At 63.0% G+C, this 20515-nt stretch carries 16 protein-coding genes and 1 pseudogene; 15 read left to right on the forward strand and 2 right to left on the reverse strand.

Going from position 1 to position 20515, the window contains the following annotated elements:
* The 7 genes from ASD67_RS23830 to ASD67_RS20850 all read left to right on the forward strand — a co-directional run.
* Nucleotides 1-838, forward strand: an 838-nt coding sequence (locus ASD67_RS23830; protein WP_235535769.1) for a multicopper oxidase domain-containing protein, incomplete at its 5' end; no start/stop codon positions are given.
* Entirely contained in the window at nucleotides 835-2031 is a 1197-nt protein-coding gene (locus ASD67_RS20825) for a copper resistance protein B (RefSeq protein ID WP_056351162.1), read from the forward strand. The genes ASD67_RS23830 and ASD67_RS20825, both read left to right, overlap by 4 nt.
* A 32-nt stretch (nucleotides 2032-2063) precedes the next feature.
* Complete coding sequence (locus tag ASD67_RS20830) at nucleotides 2064-2507, forward strand: DUF305 domain-containing protein (protein WP_056351164.1); 444 nt, start codon at nucleotides 2064-2066, stop codon at nucleotides 2505-2507.
* Nucleotides 2504-3034, forward strand: a complete 531-nt coding sequence (locus tag ASD67_RS20835) for a DUF411 domain-containing protein (RefSeq protein ID WP_056351167.1) — start codon at nucleotides 2504-2506, stop codon at nucleotides 3032-3034. The genes ASD67_RS20830 and ASD67_RS20835 overlap by 4 nt, the downstream gene beginning before the upstream one ends.
* Before the next feature lie 194 nt (nucleotides 3035-3228).
* Nucleotides 3229-5931, forward strand: a complete 2703-nt coding sequence (locus tag ASD67_RS20840) for a TonB-dependent receptor domain-containing protein (RefSeq protein ID WP_056351169.1) — start codon at nucleotides 3229-3231, stop codon at nucleotides 5929-5931.
* 10 nt (nucleotides 5932-5941) lie between these two features.
* A complete protein-coding gene (locus ASD67_RS20845; protein ID WP_056351171.1) occupies nucleotides 5942-6646 on the forward strand; it encodes a PepSY domain-containing protein in 705 nt (234 codons plus the stop codon).
* Nucleotides 6643-7380 carry a PepSY domain-containing protein gene (locus ASD67_RS20850; protein WP_056351173.1) on the forward strand — a complete coding sequence of 246 codons (738 nt, stop codon included), beginning with the start codon at nucleotides 6643-6645 and terminating at the stop codon, nucleotides 7378-7380. The genes ASD67_RS20845 and ASD67_RS20850 overlap by 4 nt, the downstream gene beginning before the upstream one ends.
* 4 nt (nucleotides 7381-7384) lie before the next feature.
* On the opposite strand, the gene hutC is transcribed toward ASD67_RS20850, so the two are convergent.
* Both hutC and arsH read right to left on the reverse strand, forming a co-directional pair.
* Nucleotides 7385-8236, reverse strand: a complete 852-nt coding sequence (gene hutC, locus ASD67_RS20855) for a histidine utilization repressor (protein WP_235535770.1) — start codon at nucleotides 8234-8236, stop codon at nucleotides 7385-7387.
* Nucleotides 8237-8240: 4 nt separating this feature from the next.
* Nucleotides 8241-8849 (reverse strand): annotated as a pseudogene (arsH, locus tag ASD67_RS20860) (arsenical resistance protein ArsH); the annotation flags it as partial.
* 514 nt (nucleotides 8850-9363) lie between these two features.
* Here arsH and ASD67_RS20865 point away from each other — a divergent pair.
* From ASD67_RS20865 to ASD67_RS20900, 8 genes are all read left to right on the forward strand, one after another.
* Nucleotides 9364-9570, forward strand: a complete 207-nt coding sequence (locus ASD67_RS20865; RefSeq protein ID WP_056352268.1) for a helix-turn-helix transcriptional regulator — start codon at nucleotides 9364-9366, stop codon at nucleotides 9568-9570.
* A gap of 625 nt (nucleotides 9571-10195) precedes the next feature.
* Nucleotides 10196-11092 carry a LysR family transcriptional regulator gene (locus tag ASD67_RS20870; RefSeq protein WP_056351177.1) on the forward strand — a complete coding sequence of 299 codons (897 nt, stop codon included), beginning with the start codon at nucleotides 10196-10198 and terminating at the stop codon, nucleotides 11090-11092.
* A gap of 223 nt (nucleotides 11093-11315) precedes the next feature.
* Nucleotides 11316-12485, forward strand: a complete 1170-nt coding sequence (locus ASD67_RS20875) for a P1 family peptidase (RefSeq protein ID WP_056351179.1) — start codon at nucleotides 11316-11318, stop codon at nucleotides 12483-12485.
* On the forward strand, nucleotides 12482-13618 hold the full coding sequence (locus ASD67_RS20880) for an NAD(P)/FAD-dependent oxidoreductase (protein WP_056351181.1): 1137 nt from the start codon (nucleotides 12482-12484) through the stop codon (nucleotides 13616-13618). Before ASD67_RS20875 ends, ASD67_RS20880 begins: the two co-directional genes overlap by 4 nt.
* A 53-nt stretch (nucleotides 13619-13671) precedes the next feature.
* Nucleotides 13672-14655 carry an isoaspartyl peptidase/L-asparaginase family protein gene (locus ASD67_RS20885; RefSeq protein ID WP_082545224.1) on the forward strand — a complete coding sequence of 328 codons (984 nt, stop codon included), beginning with the start codon at nucleotides 13672-13674 and terminating at the stop codon, nucleotides 14653-14655.
* Between the two features lie 531 nt (nucleotides 14656-15186).
* Entirely contained in the window at nucleotides 15187-18078 is a 2892-nt protein-coding gene (locus ASD67_RS20890; protein ID WP_056351183.1) for a TonB-dependent receptor plug domain-containing protein, read from the forward strand.
* Nucleotides 18078-19019, forward strand: a complete 942-nt coding sequence (locus ASD67_RS20895; RefSeq protein ID WP_056351185.1) for a hypothetical protein — start codon at nucleotides 18078-18080, stop codon at nucleotides 19017-19019. The genes ASD67_RS20890 and ASD67_RS20895 overlap by 1 nt, the downstream gene beginning before the upstream one ends.
* Nucleotides 19020-19181: 162 nt before the next feature.
* On the forward strand, nucleotides 19182-20486 hold the full coding sequence (locus tag ASD67_RS20900) for a dicarboxylate/amino acid:cation symporter (RefSeq protein ID WP_056351186.1): 1305 nt from the start codon (nucleotides 19182-19184) through the stop codon (nucleotides 20484-20486).
* Nucleotides 20487-20515 lie beyond the last annotated feature (29 nt).

Below are 20515 nucleotides of genomic sequence, written 5' to 3' on the forward strand. Positions count from 1 at the left end.
GGGCCTGGGCCGGGCCACCCTGGCGCCGCGTGCGGGCATGGCCGCCGAGGTTCCGCCGCTGCGCGAGCGACCGCTCGCGACGATGAAGGACATGGGCATGGGTGACATGTCCGGCGGCGCGATGGCCGGGATGGACCATTCGGGCGGCGACGGCATGGGCGCGATGCCGATGCCCACGGGCGATTCCGCCTGCTCCCCCGAACATGCCAAGATGGGCCATTGCACGCCGGCAGGCGAAGGCGGTGCAATGGCGGGCATGGATCATGGATCGGGCGGCATGCAGCACAGCATGCGCGATTTCAGCGTCGCGCCCCAGGTCAAGCGCGATCCCAGCGTCCAGACGATTTCGCCGATGCCGACCGACCGTATGGGTGAACCGGGGCAGGGGCTGGAGGATGTCGGACACCGGGTGCTGACCTATCACGACCTCGTGGCGCTTGAGCGCAATCCCGACGTGCGCGCTGCCTCGCGTTCGCTCGACATCCACCTGACCGGCAATATGGAACGCTTCATGTGGTCGTTCGACGGGGTGAAGATGTCCGACCATCACGAGCCGATCCCCTTCATCGAGGGCGAGCGGGTGCGGATCAACCTCATCAACGATTCGATGATGAGCCATCCCATCCACCTGCACGGCCATTTCTTCGAACTGGTCACCGGCAAGGGCGATCGCTCGCCGCGCAAGCATACGGTGCTGGTCCAGCCGGGCGGGACGGCGAGTTTCGATTTCACCGCCGATGCGCTCGGCGACTGGGCGTTCCACTGCCACCTCCTCTACCATATGCACGCCGGCATGATGCGCGTCGTCAGCGTCCGCCCGAAGGGAGACGCAGCGTGATCCGTATCGCCTATCTCCTGTCGGGCATCGCGCCGCTGATGCTCGCAGCCCCCGCCATGGCGCAGCCGATGGACCATTCGATGCACGGCTCGGCGCCCACCCCCGCGCCTTCGCCCCCGCCCGCGCCTGTCCCGGCGACGCAGCCCGCGCCCGAAGCACCCGCCGAAGGGTCGGCGGAGAAGATGGACGATGGCGCTATGCAGGGCATGGACATGGCACCCGAGGCTTCGACCTGCGCACTCGAACATGCGGCGATGGGGCATTGCACGCCCGAGCCGGACGTGCCCGACATGGGCGCGATGGATCATGCGGCGCAGCCGGCGTCCGATCCCGATTGTCCGCCCGAACACGCCAAAATGGGGCATTGCATCCCGAAGGGCGCAGCGTCGCAGGCCATGGCCGATATGGAAGGCATGGAGGCGGCGAGCGGCGCCAGCGGCACCGATCTGCCGCCGGGCGATGCCGCCGCACCCGCGCCGCCCGGCGACTGGTATGCCGATCGTATCTACCCTAAGGCCGAAATGGACCACTCGCGCCACGAGATGATGAAGGAGAATGGGGCGCAGACCATCGCCTTCATCAGCTTCAATCTCGCCGAATATCAGGCGCGCAAGGGCCGCGATGGTTTCCGTTGGGATGGCGAAGCCTGGTACGGCGGCGATATCAACCGGCTGACCATCAAGAGCGAAGGCGAGGGAGTCTTCGGCGAGGGCATCGAAGGCGGCGAAGTGCAGGCGCTCTACAGCCGCGCCATCGGCCCCTATTTCAATGCTCAGGCCGGTGTCCGGCAGGACTTCGGACCGGGTCCCGACCGCACCTATGCGACGATCGGCTTCGAGGGACTGGCCCCCTATTGGTTCGAAGTCGAGGGGGCTCTCTTCCTTTCGACCAAGGGCGATCTGCTCGGCCGTTTCGAGGGCTATTACGACCAGCGCCTTACCCAGAAGCTGATTCTGCAGCCTATGGCCGAATTCAACCTGGCCGCGCAGGACATTCCCGAGAGCGGTATCGGCGCCGGCCTGTCCGACGTCGAACTCGGGCTTCGCCTGCGATATGAAGTCGTCAAGGAATTCGCACCCTATGTCGGGGTCGAGTGGGCCCGCAAAATCGGCGATACCGCTCGCTTTGCGCGGGCCGCGGGCGAAGATCCAGACAGTGTCAGCTTCGTCGCGGGGGTGCGCGTCTGGTTCTAGCTGCGGGGCGGCGAAACGGCAGGAGAAACGGAATGAAACCGGCTTATCGCAGTCTCGCGTGGCAAACGCTTGTCGGTGGCGTCATCATGTATATGGTGATGTTCGTGATGATCGACCGTCTGTCGAGCTTCTACAACAACCTCAACATGCTCTACATGACGCTGATGATGGTGGCGCCGATGGTCGTCCTGATGGTCGTCGCCATGCCCGACATGTTTCCCGACAAGCGCCGCAATATTCTGCTTCTCGGCGGTGCGTCGCTGGCCTTCTTCGGGAGCTTCGCTCTCATCCGGACCCAGACCACCATCGACGACAGCGCCTTCCTGCGCTCGATGATCCCGCATCACTCGGGCGCCATTCTCATGTGCGAGCAGGCAAGCCTCACTGACCCGGAAGTGCGGGCCCTGTGCCGCGGCATCATCGCCGGGCAAAAACAGGAAATCGACCAGATGAAGCGGATTTTGGAGCGGAAATGACCATTGGTTTGTGTTGTAGCCGCCGAAGCCTGTTCGCGCTGATCCTGGGAGGCGGCGCGGTTCTGGCTGGCTGCGACAAAAAGGTGCCGGCCGGACGCACGACGACTGATCGGCCAAATGCGCCGGCCGCACCCGATGACAAGGCGCTTCTCGTCTACCGCGATCCCGAATGCGGTTGCTGCGAGGCATGGGCGGACATTGCGCGCGGGGCGGGCTATGCCGTCACGGTCGAGAACCGCACAGACATGGCCGCCGTCAAGGCCCGCTTCGGGGTGCCGCAGGAGGTCGCCTCGTGCCACACCGCCATCGTTGCAGGCTATGCCATCGAGGGCCATGTGCCGATGGCCCAGATCGCTCGGCTCCTCCGCGACAAGCCGCGCAGCATCATCGGCATCGCCGTACCCGGCATGCCGCGCGGCTCGCCGGGGATGGAAATGCCTGACGGGAGCAAGGACTCATTTGACGTGCTCGCCTTCGACCGCGCTGGCGAGATTTCAGTGTTTCCGGCCTACAGGATGCGTCGTTGATCCTGCGGCTTGCGATTCTCGAAAAAAAATTGCTCGAAGGTGAGGGGTGGTCGCTTGGCGTGCGTATTATAGAGACCGACTATGCGCCCGATATTTGAAGCTAAGGTATTGATCGTCAACGAAATTTTTCATTGACCTGTATATACATTTGATGCTCTCTGCGGTGGGTAACGCAACCAAAAGGGGGTTTCGCGATGAAGATCAGGACAGTTTTGCTTGCCGGCGCAGCAGTTTGTGCAGGCATTTCGGCACCGGCGTTCGCGCAGACCGAGTCGGCGCCTCAGGCAGGCGCGGATAGCGCCAGCAGCGGCAACGACATCGTCGTGACCGGATCGCGCATCCGCCGCCAGGATCTCGCGGGCGTCGGCCCGGCCACGGTCGTCTCCGCCGAGCAGATCGAAAACACCGGCGTCGTCAACATCGAGACCGTGCTCCAGCGTCTTCCCGCCAATGCGGGCTTCGCGGGCAACCAGACCTCGGCCTATTGGGCGAACAATGGCTATGGCACCGCGCAGGTCAATCTCCGCGGCCTCGGCATCAAGCGCACGCTCGTGCTGCTCAATGGTCGCCGTCTGGTCGCGGGCGGCACCGGCGCCAACTCGTCGCCCGACCTCAACATGATCCCGGTCGCAGCGCTCGCACGCACCGATGTCCTCAAGGACGGCGCCTCGGCGATCTACGGCGCCGACGCGATGGCGGGCGTCGTCAACCTCGTGACCCGCACCGACTACGAAGGTCTCGGCCTGAGCGTCCGCCAGGGCATTACCGAAAAGGGCGACGGCTCGGATTTCACCGCCGACCTGCTCTGGGGCATTCGCAACGATCGCGGCGGCTTCATGGCGGCGGTGACCTATCAGAAGACCAAGGCGGTCAATATGGCCTCGCGCGCACCCTGCTCGCTTGCCGAAACCACGCCGGGTACGCTTGGCTGCGTCAACAGCGCCTCGACGATCGGCGGCCGCGCGGTGTTGCCGAACGGACAGCAGATCAATTTCAACCAGGTGCTGGGCGGCAACGGCAACTTCTTCGAGCCGTACAGCGCCGCGAAGCATAATTTCAATTCGAACCCCTTCCTCAACGCGGTGAGCCCGGTCGAACGCGTTAGTACCGCCTTCTTCGCCGACTATGACCTCACCGACGATATCGAGGCGTTCGGCGAGTTCCTCTACACGTTCCGCAAGTCGAACCAGATCGCGACACCGGGAACGCTGCGCAATCTCTCGATCGCGGCGAGCAATCCGACCAACCCGACGGGGCAGAATATCGTCCTCATCCAGCGCCGCCTCGCCGAGCCGGGTCCCCGCCAGTTCTTCCAGGAAACCGACACCTGGCAGGGCACCTTCGGGCTTCGCGGCAAGCTCTCGAACAATTGGGGCTGGGAAGTCGCCGGCGCGTTCGGCCGCAACACCGCCGTCGACGGCTCGACCAACATCGCCAATCTTGAGCGGGTCCGGAACACGATCGATACGACCAAGTGCAGCCTCGCTGCCGGAGCGACAATCCCGTGCGCCGATTATCTCGGCTTTGGCGACCTGACGCCCGAGGTTCTCGACTATATCCTGTTCACCTCGCGCGATCGCGGCGGCAACGAGCTGGCGACGGTGACGGCAGACCTGAACGGGGACCTGTTCAAGCTGCCCGCGGGGCCCGTCTCGTTCGCGGCGGGCGTGGTCTATCGCAAGGAGAAAGGCTGGCGCGATCCCGATCCGCTGACCGTGCTCGGTATCGCCAATACCAATCAGCAAAGCCCGATTTCGGGGACGAGCGTCGCCAAGGAAGCCTATCTCGAACTGTCGGTGCCGATCCTCGCCGACAAGCCCTTCTTCGAGGCGCTGACGCTCGACGGGGCGGTGCGCTATTCCGACTATGACCTGTTCGGCAGCGACTGGAATTACAAGGCGAGCCTCGACTGGATGATCAGTGACAGCTTCCGCCTCCGTGGCACCTATGGCACGGGGTTCCGTATCCCGAACGTTCCCGAACTGTTTGGCGGCGTGTCCGAGGGCAATTTGACGACCACCGATCCCTGCTCGCGCTACTCGACGAGCGGCAATGCGGGGCTGATCGCCAATTGTCAGGCGTCGGGCGTACCCGCAAATTATGTCCAGCTCGGCACGACGATCCTCACCACGGTCGGCGGTAACGAGAATCTCAAGCCCGAAAGCTCGACGACCTGGACCGTCGGCACGGTCGTCACGCCCAAGGGCCTGATCCCGGGCCTGTCGCTCACAGCCGACTGGTTCGACATCAAGATCAAGGACGCGATCCGCGCGATTCCCGGCTCGACGAAGCTTGCCATTTGTTATGCCAGTGCGAACCTGTCGCATCCCTTCTGCGATGATTTCACACGCAGCCCGCTGACAGGCGAAGTGACCTTCCTCTCCGCGCAGCCGATCAACACCGGTCGCGAAGAGATGAATGGCCTCGATCTGGGGCTCGTCTATGCGGGCGGCATCGGGAGCGTGAACATCTCGCTCGACGTCAACCTCACCTACCTCAACAAATATGTCGTTCTGCCCTTCCCGGGCGGCGCGCCGATCGATTTCGACGGCTTCATCGGCGGCGGCAACGGCGGTTACCCGAAGTGGCGTGGCTATGGCGTGCTGACCGCGGAGAAAGACGGCGTCAGCGCGACCTGGTCGACGCAGTGGATCGGCAAGGCGACCGACTTCAATGCGGCGCCCGGAGAAATCGGCTACAGCACGCCGAATGTCTTCTACCACAATCTCCAGGTCGCGTTCGAGATCGACGAGAAGACACGCTTCCAGGTCGGCGTCGACAATCTTTTCGATCGCAAGGCGCCCTATATCCAGAGCTTTACCGATGCGAACACCGACACGATGACCTACGACCTGCTCGGACGGCGCTTCTACGTCGGCTTCCGCACCGCGTTCTGAGGGTAGCGGTATGGCGATCCGTTGGCCGCTGCTTGTTCGGCGAACGCATAAATGGCTGGCGCTGGTGGTCGGCGTCCAGGCTTTGCTCTGGACACTGACCGGGTTTTACATGGTGGTCGTCCATATCGACACCATTCATGGCGATCATCTGGTGCGCTCCCCGGCGTCCCAGCCCTTCGACCTCGACGGCCTGGCAGCGCCGTCGCAGGTCGTCGCGGCCGCTCCCGGCGTGTCCGAGCTTCGGCTCCAGCGCTTTTTCGGGTCGCCCGTGTGGCGCGCCGAGACGCCCGAAGGCCCCCGGCTCTACGATGCCCGCTCGGGCGCGCCGCTGCCTGCCCTGACCGAGTCCCAGGTACGGGCGGAGGCGCGGCGCATCTATACCGGTGACGGCAAGATTGTGTCGGTGCGCTTGCTCACCAAGGCGCCGCAGGAAATGCAGTCGCGCAAGCCGCCCTATTGGCAAGTCGAATTCGAGGGCTGGAATCGTCCGACCCTCTATCTCTCACCGCAGACCGGCGAACTGATTTCGCGCCGCCATGCCCTCTGGCGCGTCTTTGATTTCGCCTGGATGCTCCACATCATGGATTATGACGAGCGAACGGACGTCAACAATCCGCTGCTTCGTGTCGCCACATGGAGCGCCTTTGCCATGGCGCTGACCGGGGCATGGCTGCTGATCTGGTCGTTCAAGCGTCGCAAAGGGAAGAAGGTATGAAGAAGATTCGTCTCACCCCGCTTTTCTTCCGACGCATCCACAAATGGGTCGGCCTGATCCTCGGCCTCCAGTTCCTGCTCTGGGCGCTCAGCGGTTCGGTCATGGCGCTGCTCGACAAGGACAAGGTCGGAGGCCACGGCGGCGGTATGTCGCATGCCCATCCGCTGCCCCCAGGCGAATATTATGATATCGCAGCCTTACCGCAGGGAGAGTCCGTAACCGGCGTGGTGCTGCGCGACCTCGGCGCTCAGCCCATCTATGAACTCCGCACGCAGAAAGGCTTCCGGCTTGTCGATGCGACGAGCGGTGAGGTCGTTCGGGTCGACGAGGAAATGGCGCGCAGCGTCGCCTCGATGATGAACGAGGCGCCGATCCGCAAGGTCAGCGTGCTGGCGAAGCCGAATCTCGAAGCGCGCGATCATGAAGGCGCGATGTGGCGGGTCGATTTTGCCGATGCCGAGAATAGCAGCGCCTATGTCTCGCTCGACACCGCTCGCTTCCTTGTGATGCGCGGCGACACATGGCGAACGTGGGATTTCTTCTGGATGCTCCACAATATGGATTATGTGAACCGCAAGAGCTTCAACCATCCGCTGATCATCTTCGTTGCCTTCGGCGCCCTTTGGCTGTCGGGGACCGGCTTCTACCTGCTGTTCAAAAGCTTCAATCGCGCCGATTTCCGCTGGCTGCGCCGCCGCCGCAAGCCAGTGGTGGTAACTCGAAGCCCCGCCTGACGCGTCAGTCGTCGATCGAGAAGGCGGCCGACAGCTCGAAGCGCGATCCCGGATGCGTCAGCCAAGCGTGGCTAACGAGACGCGAATGGCTCCAGGTGCGGCGGGTCATGCGAAGCACCGGTTCGCCGTCCGACAGCCCAAGCATACTGTGCGTCTGCGCATCGGGCATCTCGGCCCGGACGCGGTGCTCGACGCGTTCGAGCGGCGCGGTGCGCGTCAGATATTCGTTCGGCGTCGTCTGCGTGAAGTCCATACTGCCATAATCGGGAGCCGCCGACGCGAGCACGAAGCGCTCCTCGAGCTGGATCGGGAATTCGGCCTCGTGATGCACTATGATCGAATGGAACAGCTTTGTTCCGACCGGAACCTGGAGAAGCGCCGCCTTTTCGGCATTGGCCCGAATCTCGTCATTCTGGACGACGCGCGCCCGATACACATGGCCGCGTTCCCGGATTTCTTCGGCAATATTGCGGATCTCGATCATCTGGCCGATCGGTTTCGGTTCGGCGATGAATGAGCCGCTACCGGCCCGGCGAACAACCACACCCGCGGCCTGAAGTTCACGCAGCGCCCGGTTCGCGGTCATCCGCGATACGTCGAATTGCTCGACGAGCTCGGATTCGGACGGCACGCGGTCGCCGGGTTTCAAATGACCGTCGCGAACGGCGTCGCAAATGCTCTGCTTGATCGCGGCATAGAGCGGGGGCGCTGGGCCGTTGTTACTATCGGAGCTGCCATGGCCCAAGGGCGTCAAGCCATTTGCAGATTTTGATCCGCCAGCCGGCGAGCGCATATTGGAATTCATCACCCGTCTATACAGCTTCGGGCAAACAGAATCCAACCATCCCAATGACAAATGTCTAGTCCGCTTTGGTCCCGGGCAACTGCGCCAATTCGGCGGGGGTCACGACGGGCTCCATGTGCTCCTTGCGCTCCGAATAGCGATCGACGAGTTGGTCGGCATGGCCGCGCGTGAGCACGGTGAAGCGCACCAGTTCCTCGGCGACGTCGACGATCCGGTCATAGTAACTTGAGGGCCGCATACGGCCCGCCTCGTCGAATTCCTGATAAGCCTTCGCGACGCTCGACTGGTTGGGGATGGTGATCATCCGCATCCAGCGGCCGAGAATGCGGAGCGTATTGACGCTGTTGAACGACTGCGAACCCGCCGCAACCTGCATCACCGCGAGCGTGCGCCCCTGTGTCGGGCGAACGCCCTTGTAGGCGAGCGGGAGATGATCGACCTGCGCTTTCATGATGCCGGTGATCTGGCCGTGACGTTCGGGGCTGCACCAGACCTGACCTTCGGACCAGATGGAATGCTGTCTGAGCTCCTCGACAGCCGGATGATCGTCGTCGGCGACCAGATCGGGAAGGGGCAGGTCGGACGGGTCGAAGATGCGTGTCTCGCAGCCAAAATATTGCAGGAGGCGCGCGGTCTCCTCGACGACGAGCCGCGAATAGCCTCGTCCTGGACGCGCCTGCCTGAGCGGGTCGCTTGCACGACAATATCTTCCTCACCCTCATCTGCTTCGTCGTGATGCTCCTGGGCCACGGCGGGAGTCGCGGGGAAAGCCAACAACAACGCAAGAGCTACCGCGGTGCGGGTCGTAATCGTGGGCATCGTCTTCAAGAAGTTTTCTCCGGCAAGGCTTCGTCTAGTTCGATCGGGGACGCGATCGAGGGCTGGCCGGACGCCCCATAGACGTTGAAGCCACTTCAAGGTCAAGAGACCATGAAGCAGCTCATAATTGCTCGTTCTCCGGACGCCCTGTGCGTGGTGCATCCGGGAAGGATGTTGTTGCGCGGCGCGCACTCTCGTTCTGCGGGAAAGAATCGCCGATCATGCCGCTGTCGGTTCAGTGCACCCTGAGTTCGACGGAGGGCGCCTCCTTCCCGGCGCAAACTCATTGGACGCACGAAATGCCCCAGCAGCCACAAAACAACGATGATGATCGACCCGAAACGCCCGAACCGAAGGCCATGCTTCCGGAGAGATTCCTCAAGCTCGACGAAGTCTCATGCCGCGTAGGACTAGGAAAAACGATGATATACTCGATGATCCGGATTGGTCGATTTCCGGCTCCCTACAAGATCTCGCCATTCGTCGCGAGGTGGAGCGAGCGGGAGGTTGTCGCTTGGATAGACGACGTGAAAGACGGCTTCGAAGGGAAGCGACGCATGGTCTAAATTGTGGTTCGACAATAGCGAACTATTTAGTAATATCAGTGGCTTAGTCATAGCTAAGCGGTTGGTTGCAAAACGGACCAAAAAATCATTCTAAAATCAACGCTTTATGATAGGTTGACTGTGGGTTCGAATCCCACGCACGGAATCGAACTCACGTCGTGAGACTCTGAAATCACTAGGGTTTTTTTGAACTCATTTTCGTGGTCTATTTCGTGGTCTCGCTACGGATCATTGGGACGAAATCCGGCAGAAAACCTAGGTTTTTCAGCTGAGTTCGAATCCCTCCGTCTCCGCCACCTACCCCTCCGCAGGGGGTCGCATCGGTCCACCGAGATTGAGCTTTTCCCAGAAAACCAGACCTTTTCGGATTCGCTCGTCCGCGACGTCGTTCCGCGGCTCGACGAGGATTGGCAGGGTGCCTTGAAAGCGGACATTCGTATTTCACCGTCATCGCCGCCAAGCCGGATTTAACCGCGCGACATGTCCTTGCTGGCGCTCGCCCGGCGGGCTAGTGGAGTTGCGCGTAAGTGTTAGCGTTCATTTTGAATGCGCAATCAATTTTGCCGTTCGCATGTCAGGCAACCATCGCGACACGATATTCGTCCGAGCGACAACAGGATGCGTAGTGAAACTTCGCCAGATTGAAATCTTCCACGCCGTTTATGTGACTGGCTCGGTCAGCGCCGCGGCGCGGGTGCTGAATATTTCGCAACCGTCGGTCACGAAAATCTTGCGTTATGCGGAGACCAGCCTCGGGCTGTCGTTATTCGAACGGACGAAGGGGCGCCTGGTCCCCACCGAGGATGCGCACGAGCTTTTCCTGGAGGTGGCGGAGGTCCAGAAGCGTGTCGACCAGCTCCGGCGGGCGAGCCGCAACCTGCGGTTCGGGCAAGGGCGGACACTGCGCGTTTCGGTGCTGCCGTCCCTCGGGCTCGGGGCGATCCCGGACGCGGTGACAGCGTTTCTGGCCAAGCACGAAGGCGTGTCGCTGGAACTGCACACGGCGCATCACGACGACATGGTGCGCAAGCTTTACGAGCGGGAAACGGACCTGGTCATCAGCTATGACGTGCCGTCGACCGCCCCCGTCGGCTTCGACGTGCTGGGCACGGGAGAATTGGTCGCGGTCTATAAACCGGGCGCGATTCAATGCGCCGCGCCGCGCATGCCGCTGAACGCTCTGGAGGGGCATCGGTTCATCACCACCGTCAAGAGCGGTCCGATGGGCAATCTGCTGTCCGAGGAACTCGCCCAGACGGGGGTGATGCTGAACGACGTCGTCTCGTCCCAGACCTTCTTTGTCGCGGCGGCGCTTGTCCGGTCCGGGGCGGGCGTATCGATCGTCGACAGTTTCACGGCGCAGGCGACCGCTACGCCCGACATCGCCTTCAAGCCGCTCCAGCCGCCCATCCCGTTCAACGTCTATGCCATCTATCTGCAGAACCGGCCCCCGTCGAAATTGGCGACCGTTTTGCTGAAGCATCTGAAAAGCGCCTTTCAGGCCTATAGAAAATTTCTATAGGCCGCCGCCGGATAGATATTGTTCGGATCGTCCGTTGCGGATTAGGCAAGCAACATCTGTCAGTCAGCAAAGCGGATCATTGCGCTTGTCCTTCGATATTTGTGGTATTTCCGGGGTCGTATCCAGCCAATGGTCCGGCCTGGGCAGGCTTGGCCATCGCTTGAGGCGAGGGCGGCGAGGGACGCTGGCCGCATTGCTGGCCGGTGCCGGGATTGCGATAGGCATGGGAGGAATCGGATCGTCCTCGGCGCAGGTCGTCGACCAGCCGCGCGTCCACGCTCGCGACATTGGTATCGCGCCGGGAATATTTGCGCCCGGCCCTCTCAATTCCATCACCGACGTCGATGGCGTGCGAGTTGGCCAGGTGACACGTATCGAGGGCGCCGACGTCAGGACCGGCGTCACGGCGATCTTGCCGCACGGCGGCAATATTTTCCAGGACAAGGTGCCGGCGGGTATCGTCGTCGCCAATGGCTTCGGCAAATTTGCGGGCGCGACGCAGATCGCCGAGTTGGGCGAGATCGAGACTCCGATCGTCCTGACCAACACGTTGAGCGTCGCACCGGCGATCGATGGCATTCTCGACTGGACCCTGACGCGGCCCGGCAATGAACATGTCCGGTCGGTCAATGCGGTGGTGGGCGAAACCAACGACAGTGTCCTCAATAACATCCGCAAGCGGGTGATCGGCCGGTCTGACGTGATCGCCGCCATCGAGGCCGCAACCGGCGGCCCGGTTGCGGAAGGCAGCGTGGGCGCCGGCACGGGCACCATGGCCTTTGGCTGGAAAGGCGGTATCGGCACGAGTTCGCGCATGCTCCCGCCGGCGCTGGGCGGCTATCGCGTCGGCGTGCTGGTGCAAACCAATTATGGCGGGACGCTGACGATGGACGGCGTCCCCGTCGGCAAAGCCCTGGGGCGCTATTATCTGCGCGAGCATAGCGAGCGGGCGTCGGCCGACGGGTCGATCATCCTCGTCGTGGCGACCGATGCGCCGCTCAGCGACCGGAATCTGACCCGGCTCGCTCATCGTGCGATCGCGGGTCTGGCGCGAACCGGGGCGGCCTTTTCGAACGGGTCGGGCGACTATGCCATCGCTTTTTCGACCGCCGACGGAGTTCGCCGGACGGCAGCACGGCGCGCCGGCGTCGCGGCCTATCCCGAACTGGCCAATGACGAGATGTCGCCGCTGTTCGTGGCGGTGTCGGAAGCGGCCGAGGAAGCAATCTATAATTCGCTGCTGATGGCCACGACCATCGATCGGCAGGCGACGGCCGAAGCCGAGGCGGCGAGGGGAGAGGCGCTCGACATCGCGGCGGTCAGGCAGGCGATCGCACGCTATCGACCGGCGGCGACACGGCGCCCGGCGCCGGCGAAGGGGAATGTCCGTTGAGGCGGGTCGACATATTGGTGATCGGCGGCGGGATTGCCGGGGTGTCGGCGGCGGCGCGGTTCGCGCAGCGGTCGGAAACCATCTTGCTCGAACGCGAAAGCGCGCTTGGCTATCATTCGTCGGGGCGCAGCGCGACCTTCTATCATTTCGGCATCGGCGATGATGCGGTGCGCGGGTTGACGGCGGCCAGCCGCCACTTTTTCGCCAATCCGCCGGGTGGAGAGGAACTGCCGCCGCTGTGGCAGACGAAATCGGCCATGTTCTTCGCCACGGCCGAAACGATGGACCAACTGACGGCGCTCGAAACCGAAATGCGGCGTTTTTCGGACAATATCTCGCAAGTGGGACCGGCTGAGATGCAGGCGATCGTCCCCGTGCTGAAGGTCGGGACGGGCGGCGCGGTTGCCGGGCTGGTCGATACGGGTGGTCGCAAGCTGGACGCCGATCTGCTCCTCCAGGCCAATGCGCGCGCGCTGCGGGCGGCCGGAGGCGAGATACATTTCCACGCCGGGGTTACGGGTATCGCGCACGACGGGTCCGACTGGATCGTCGATACGGTGGAGGAGAGTTACGCAGCCCGGATCGTCGTCAACGCAGCGGGCGCCTGGGCGGATGAATTCGCGGCGATTGCCGGCGTCCGCCCGCTCGGATTGATCCCGCTCCGGCGGACTATCATCGGCTTTGATCCGCCACAGGGTCTCGATGTGTCGGACTGGCCGTTTCTCAAGACGGTCTTCGACGATGGCTTCTACATGTTGCCCGATGCCGGCCGGCTCCTGGCTTCTCCCATGGATGTCACGCCATCGCCGGCGTGCGATGCCCAGCCGGAAGATTATGAAACGGCGCTTGCCGCGTGGCGCGTCGAAGAGGCGACGACATTGTCGGTGGACCGGATCGCGCTAAAATGGGCCGGTTTGCGAAGCTTCGTGGCGGACAAGGTACCCACCGCCGGGTTCGCGCCCGACGCGCCGGGATTCTTCTGGCTCGCCGGGCAGGGCGGTTACGGGCTGCAGACATCGCCCGCGATGGCGCTCGCCGCCGAAGCCCTGTTGTTCGACCTTCCCTGGCCCGAACTGCTTCGCGAACATGGCGTCGAGCCGCGCCAGATCCGGCCCGAACGCTTGTACGTCTGATGCCCAAGGCCGGGCGATGGTTTTTGGGACGATCCTATCGGGAGTAATCTTGCATGCGTTTCCTGACCCTGATCGGCGCGCTCTGCGTCGCGACAACGCCCTCCGCCTATGCGCAGGACAAATGGACGATCGTCATCCATGGCGGGGCCGGGGAGATGGCCCGGGGCAAGACGTCGCCGGAGCAGGATCAGGCGCTTCGTGCCGGTCTGAATGCGGCGCTCGATGCGGGGGCTGGTGTGTTGGCGGCCGACGGCAGCGCGCTGGACGCCGTCGAAGCGGCGATCAAGGTGCTGGAGGACGATCCGCGCTTCAATGCGGGGCGCGGCGCCGTCTTTACCTGGGAAGGGCGCAACGAACTCGACGCCGCGATCATGGACGGGCGCACCCGCGCGGCGGGTGCGGTGGCGGGTATCACGCGCACGCGCAATCCCATCAGCCTCGCGCGGGCGGTCATGGAAAAAAGCCCGCACGTCTTCCTCGGCGGTGAAGGAGCCGACCGTTTCTCGATCGAGCAGGGATTGCCGCAAGTCGATCCTTCCTGGTTCGCGATCCCCGAGCGTCGTAAGCAGCTCGAACGGATGAAGGCTGACAAATTGAGCTGGTACGACGTCGACCTGAAATTCGGAACCGTCGGCGCCGTCGCGATCGATGCCGACGGCAATGTCGCGGCGGCGACGTCGACGGGCGGACGAACCGGAAAGCGCTGGGGACGCATCGGCGACGCTCCGGTGATCGGCGCCGGAACCTATGCCGACAACCGCGCTTGTGCGGTCTCCGCAACGGGGGCGGGCGAATATTTCATCCGCGTCGGCGCGGCGCACGAGATTTGCGCGCGTGTCCGCATGAAAGGCGAGACGCCAAAACAAGCCGCGGATGCCGTCATGGCCGAGATCGGGCAATTGGGCGGCACCGGCGGGGTGATCGTCACCGGACCCGGCGGAGCGGCGGACTGGTCTTTCAACACGCCCGGCATGTCGCGCGGCAGCGCCAGCAGTACGGGCGAACGCAAGGTGGCCCTCTACGGCGACGAGGACTGAACGCTTCCAGGCGCGGACAGTCGCCTGGAAGCCTGTGTCATCGAACGAAATAGCTGGCATTGCGCCAAGATATTTGCTGGCGGCGGAGCGTGGATATGCTCTTGCCGACGGACGGCGTCGGCGACCTATTACCTATTCCCCTCAGGCATATACCGACGTGGTCAAGCGGCTGCCGATCATCTGTGCATGGCACCGGGCATTGCCGTCATTCCGCCAAATCGGGAGAGAAATCCTGGGTCGCTGCCGGCGTCTGGCTCAAAATCCATAGAAAATTTCTATAGGTAGGGGAAGCCTTGATATTGGCCTTGTTTCCCTTCGCCGGTTCAACTGTCCTCCTCGGTCGGGCTGGTCTGCCTGATCGACCGAGGCTGCTTTATGCTGCGACGGCTGTCGGTCGGCGAATGCCCGCCGGACCCGCTGATACGCACCAAAAGCCGGAAGGAGAAGCGACGAGCGGCTTTGCGCCCCGGTCTTCTTCTTCCTGTTCAAGGAGGAACGCCACTTGTTGGTCGTGAAAAAAAGGGGGTCGAGATGGTGAGTTTCAGGAAATCTTTTGCGGTCGCGTTGCTGACGATGGTGTCGAGTACCGCGATGGCGCAGGATCTGACGTCGGGCACAGAGGCCGAAGGTGAGGCCTTGGCCGACGGTGAAAGCATCGTCGTCACCGGCACGCGCATCAAGCAGGATGGTTTTTCGGCGACGGTGCCGATCAACATTTTGGGTGCGGAAGAACTGGAAGCATCGGGCAAGACCGATCTTGGCCAAATCCTTGCCGAAATGCCGGGCGTCAACCTCGTCGACACCACCGTCGGGCAGCCGAACGGGACCATCCAGAACGCCGGCACCAGCACGGTCGCGTTGCGCGGCCTGTCGAGTTCGCGCACGCTGACGCTGATCAACGGACGGCGCACGGTTGCCAATGCCGCGAACCGCAGCGTGGTCAGCCTGAACACCATTCCCGTCGATTTCGTCGAGCGCGTCGATGTCATCACCGGCGCCGCATCGGCGGTCTATGGATCGGACGCGATCGCGGGCGTCGTCAACGTCATCACTGAATCCAAGCTCGAAGGCCTGCGTCTGCGCGGTCGCATCGGATCCGCGCTGACCGGCGGCGGCGGGGCTGAGGAGGCGATGGTCGCCGCCACTTTCGGCGCCAAATTTGCAGACGGCCGTGGCTATTTTGCGATCAGCGGCAGCTGGGACGACGATGGCGGCCTGCTCGCGCGCGACCGCCTTGCCCGCGCGACCAAGAACTGGACTTTCGCTTCGGGCACCAACACGATCAGCGACCCCGCGCTGAGCACCGATACGCCGGGCGGACGCTTTCGCGGCGGCGCCTTTTTCTATGACGACGCTGGCACGCTGCGCACGGGATTTGTGACCAATCGCGACGGCTATAACGATCGCTTCGATGACACGCTGCGCCTGCCGCGCACCGTGATGGCGCTGGCCGGCAAAGCGAGTTTCGAAGTGTCGGAGGCGTTTGTCCCCTATGTCGAGGTGCAATTCTCCGATCTCGACACCTTCTACACCCGCGCGCCCTATGGCTATCGCGATTCGAGCACGGTCTTCCTTCGCGACGAGATCGGCGTTCCGCTTCCGGGCCTGCCTACCTTCGCGATCGGGCGCATCTCGCGCGACAATCCCTTCGTTCCGACCGAAATCCGCGCCGGGGCTCCGGCCAGCGGAATCGATTGGCGGCGGCGCTTCGACGAACTGGGCAATCGCGACACGATCAGCGATCGCGACACGCTGCGCGTCTGGGGTGGCGTCCGCGGCAAGCTGGGCGGCGACTGGACCTATGACGCAACCTATTCCTATGGCACCTTCGATCAGGTCCAGACGCGACTGAACAACATCAACCTGCAGAATCTGAAATATGCGCTCGATGCCGAGCGTCTGGCGAGCGGCGTGATCCAGTGTCGCGATGCCACCGCGCGCGCTGCCGGCTGCGTTCCGATCAACATCTTCGGCGTCGGGACGATCACGCCGGAGGCGGCTAATTACATCCGCCATGATTCGACATTCTACACGAAGCTGCGTCAGGACGTGTTCCAGGCCTTTGCCACCGGTTCGATCTTCGAGCTTCCGGCGGGCAAGGTGCAGCTTGCGCTCGGCGGTGAATATCGCCGTGAAAAGGGCACGTCGGGCAGCGATGCGCAGACGCTTGCGGTCATCTCGAACGTCGCGGCGGTTCCGAGCTTCAGCGGCAGCTTCAACGTCAAGGAAGCCTTTGCCGAACTGTCGGTCCCGCTGCTCAGCGGCAAGCCGTTCTTCGAGGAACTGAAGGTCGATTTCGCGGGCCGCGTGTCCGACTATAGCCAGAAGAACGTCGGCACGGTGTACAGCTATCATGCCGGCGCCGACTGGATGCCCGTGGAAGGGCTGCGTTTCCGTACCCAATATGGCACGGCGCAACGCGCCCCCAGCCTTCCCGAACTTTACTCGCCGCCGCGCGACGATACCGACACGGTGGTCGACATCTGTTCGGGCATCACGGCAACGACCGCCGGCACGGTTGCCGGCAATTGCCGCCTGAACCCGGGCATCGCGGCAACGATCGCCTCGAACGGCGTGTTCACCCAGTCCTCCACCTCGATCCAGTCGCCCAATATGGGCAGCTTGGCTCTGCGTGAGGAAAAAGGCACGACCTTCACGCTGGGCACGGTGATCTCGCCGCGCTCGCTGCCGGGGCTCAACCTGTCGGTCGATTATTACAACATCAAGGTGACCAACGCGATCTCGGCGCTGGATAACGAGATTTTGCTGCGTCAGTGCTATTCGGACGCGACGAATTTCGCCGGCAACGAGTTCTGCCAGTCGGTGATCCGCGGGGCCGACGGCCAGATCCTGCAGATCAATCAGGTGCCGCAGAACCTCGATCGCATCTCGACCTCGGGCATCGATACGTCGTTCGCCTATCGGCTGCCGCTGGAAGGGGTCGGTGTCGCCGGCGACCTGCGTTTCGATTTCAACTGGACGCATGTGATCAAGAAGGAAACCCAGTATCAGGGGATCAACGGCACCGAAATTTCCAATACCAGGGGGCAGATTTCGTCGCCGACCGACGTTGTCCGCGCCCGGATCGGTTACACGAACAAGCTGTGGAACATCGACTGGCGCGTGCGTTATATCGGGCCGATGGTGTCGTCGAACGATCGTGTGGCGGCGGCCGAAGCGGCCGGGTTCGCCAATCCGCTGTACCTCTATTATGGCGCCTATTGGCGGCACGACATCGGGGCGAGCATCCGGCCCGAATTCGGTGGTGGCAAGTGGCGCCTGTCGGTGGGCATCACCAACCTGTTCGACAAGACCGGGCCGAATGTGCCCGAAGGTGCGACGCCCTTTGACGACAATGGCTATATCCTCGACTATGGTGTTGTCGGACGCTCGGGCTTCGCGTCGATCGAGGTGAAGTTCTGATGCGCCGGCGGAAGGCGTCGGCGCGGGCCATCGGTCTGGCGATGCTGGTCCTGGCCGTGGCGGGAGGGACCATCGGCTCCACCGCCCTGGCCCGGGCGGCGGCCCCCGCCAAGGCGGCGAAGGACAAGGCGCCGGCCTTGCCGGACCTCAAACCCGGTGCGGGGAGCTTCCTTTTTTCCGGCTGGGCCGGAAAACCGCTCCGCGTTCATTATTACAGGCCCGACAAGGTGACCGAGACAACGCGCATCCTTTTCGTCATCCACGGTGCCGGGCGCAATGCCGACGGTTACCGCGACGCGTGGATCCCCTACGCCAATGAGGGGCAGTATATCGTCCTGACTCCCGAATATTCGAAGGAGGATTTTCCGACTTCGCTGACCTATAATGTCGGGCACATCGTCGACGAGGCCGGCAATCCGCGGCCGCGCGAACAATGGTCGTTCGCGTCGATCGAACCGATGTTCGATGCTGTTCGCCAGGCGACGGGCACCAAGGTGCCCCGATATGCGATCTATGGCCACTCGGCAGGGGGGCAGTTCGTGCATCGTTTCGTCGAACTGTGGCCCGACGCCCGCTACAGCCGGGCGGTCGCCGCTAACGCCGGCTGGTACACGATGCCCGATCTGGCGATCCAATATCCCTATGGTCTGAAGGGTGCACCCACCGACGCCGCCGGGTTGACAGCGACACTGGAAAAACCGCTGACGATCCTGCTTGGCACAGCGGACACCGACCCCAATCATCACCAGCTTTCGCGGACGCCCGAAGCGATGACGCAGGGCGTCCACCGGCTGGCGCGCGGCGAATTCTTCCATGCCTATGGCCGCAAGGTGGCGCATGAACTGGGCGCCAAATTCGCATGGAAGCTCGATTACGCGCCGAACATTGCACATAGCAATACGGGCATGAGCCAATACGCGCAGAAGCTGGTCTGGGAATAACCCTACCCAACAGGGTGGTCGAGTACAGGTGGTCGTGGCGTCCCTATTGCGGGCCGGTCGCGTCCGGCCGCCTGCTGCCCGCACAATGCGGTTGCGTCCGAACCTTGCGCCGCCCCGCATCCGGTAAAGCGGTATACTTCACTCCCGTCATGGAGAATCGACGTGGCAAAGCGCCTGACGCTTTACATCTTTATCGGCCTCGCGCTCGGTTTGCTGGTCGGCTGGGCGATCAACGCAGCAATGGCGGACGGCACCGCGGCGACGCAGGAGCGGCTTGCGACGATCGCCGGCCATTTCTCTGTCGTCAGCACGTTGTTCCTGCGGTTGATCAAGATGATCATTGCACCGCTGGTATTCGCCACTCTGGTGTCGGGGATTATCCATATGGCCGACACCTCGGCGCTCGGTCGGATCGGCGGACGGGCGCTGGCCTGGTTCATCGGCGCGAGTTTCATTTCGCTCCTGCTCGGCCTGGTGCTTGTCAACATCTTCAAGCCGGGCGTCGGCCTCGAACTCGATTTGCCCACCGCGACCGGATCGACCAGCCTCGCCACCGCTGATTTCAGCATCGCCAAATTCGTCACACATCTGGTGCCGACATCGATGTTCGACGCGATGGCGAACAACGAGATATTGCAGATCGTCGTCCTGTCGCTGTTCGTCGGCGTCGGTATTACCAGCCTTGGCAGTGGCGGCCAACGGCTTGCGGGGCTGGTCGAGGAAATGGTCGCGGTGATGCTCAAGATCACCGAATATGTCATGCGCGTCGCTCCGATCGCCGTCTTCGCGGCGGTTGCTGCCGCGGTCATCGAGCGCGGCGTCGGCATCGTCGTGACCTTCGGCTACTTCATTGGTGTCTTCTATCTGGGGCTGGCCCTCCTGTGGGTTGTCCTTCTTTCCGCCGCATGGATATTGCTGCGCGCAAACCCGATCGTGCTGCTGCGCAACATTCGTGAGCCAATTCTGCTCGCCTTTTCGACCGCTTCGTCGGAAGCCGCCTTTCCGCGCACGCTCGAAGCCCTCGACAGGGGCGGCGTGCCGCGGCGGATTTCCAGCTTCGTGTTGCCGCTCGGCTATTCGTTCAATCTCGACGGGTCGATGATGTACATGGCCTTTGCGATCATGTTCATCGCCCAGGCCTATGGCGTCGAGATGGATTTGTGGCAGCAGTTCACGGTGCTGCTGATCCTGATGGTGACATCAAAGGGTGTGGCGGGTGTGCCGCGCGCCAGTCTGGTCGTCGTGGCGGCGACATTGTCGTTCGTGAACCTGCCCGAAGCCGGATTGTTGCTCATCCTCGCGATCGATCATTTTCTCGACATGGGCCGCACCGCGACCAATGTCGTCGGCAACGCGGTGGCCTGCACCGCGGTCGCGCGCTGGGAGGGCGTCCTCGGCGTTGAAGAGGAACCCGAACCGGCCGCATTGGCGCTTGAAATCGAGACCACCCCGGTCTCCAAAGTCTGAATGGCTTTTCCCCAATTCGCGAAAGGAAT

Origin of the sequence: Sphingopyxis sp. Root1497, from assembly GCF_001427085.1 — a bacterium.
Classification (GTDB): domain Bacteria; phylum Pseudomonadota; class Alphaproteobacteria; order Sphingomonadales; family Sphingomonadaceae; genus Sphingopyxis.

What these genes read in the sequence shown, in the direction of transcription:
- ASD67_RS20890 (WP_056351183.1), top strand. Translation starts at nt 15,187, where the DNA reads ATGGTGAGTTTCAGGAAATCTTTTGCGGTCGCGTTGCTGACGATGGTG.
- ASD67_RS20845 (WP_056351171.1), top strand. Translation starts at nt 5,942, where the DNA reads ATGGCGATCCGTTGGCCGCTGCTTGTTCGGCGAACGCATAAATGGCTG.
- ASD67_RS20830 (WP_056351164.1), top strand. Translation starts at nt 2,064, where the DNA reads ATGAAACCGGCTTATCGCAGTCTCGCGTGGCAAACGCTTGTCGGTGGC.
- ASD67_RS20885 (WP_082545224.1), top strand. Translation starts at nt 13,672, where the DNA reads ATGCGTTTCCTGACCCTGATCGGCGCGCTCTGCGTCGCGACAACGCCC.
- ASD67_RS20875 (WP_056351179.1), top strand. Translation starts at nt 11,316, where the DNA reads ATGGGAGGAATCGGATCGTCCTCGGCGCAGGTCGTCGACCAGCCGCGC.
- ASD67_RS20835 (WP_056351167.1), top strand. Translation starts at nt 2,504, where the DNA reads ATGACCATTGGTTTGTGTTGTAGCCGCCGAAGCCTGTTCGCGCTGATC.
- ASD67_RS20895 (WP_056351185.1), top strand. Translation starts at nt 18,078, where the DNA reads ATGCGCCGGCGGAAGGCGTCGGCGCGGGCCATCGGTCTGGCGATGCTG.
- ASD67_RS20850 (WP_056351173.1), top strand. Translation starts at nt 6,643, where the DNA reads ATGAAGAAGATTCGTCTCACCCCGCTTTTCTTCCGACGCATCCACAAA.
- ASD67_RS20840 (WP_056351169.1), top strand. Translation starts at nt 3,229, where the DNA reads ATGAAGATCAGGACAGTTTTGCTTGCCGGCGCAGCAGTTTGTGCAGGC.
- ASD67_RS20865 (WP_056352268.1), top strand. Translation starts at nt 9,364, where the DNA reads ATGCTTCCGGAGAGATTCCTCAAGCTCGACGAAGTCTCATGCCGCGTA.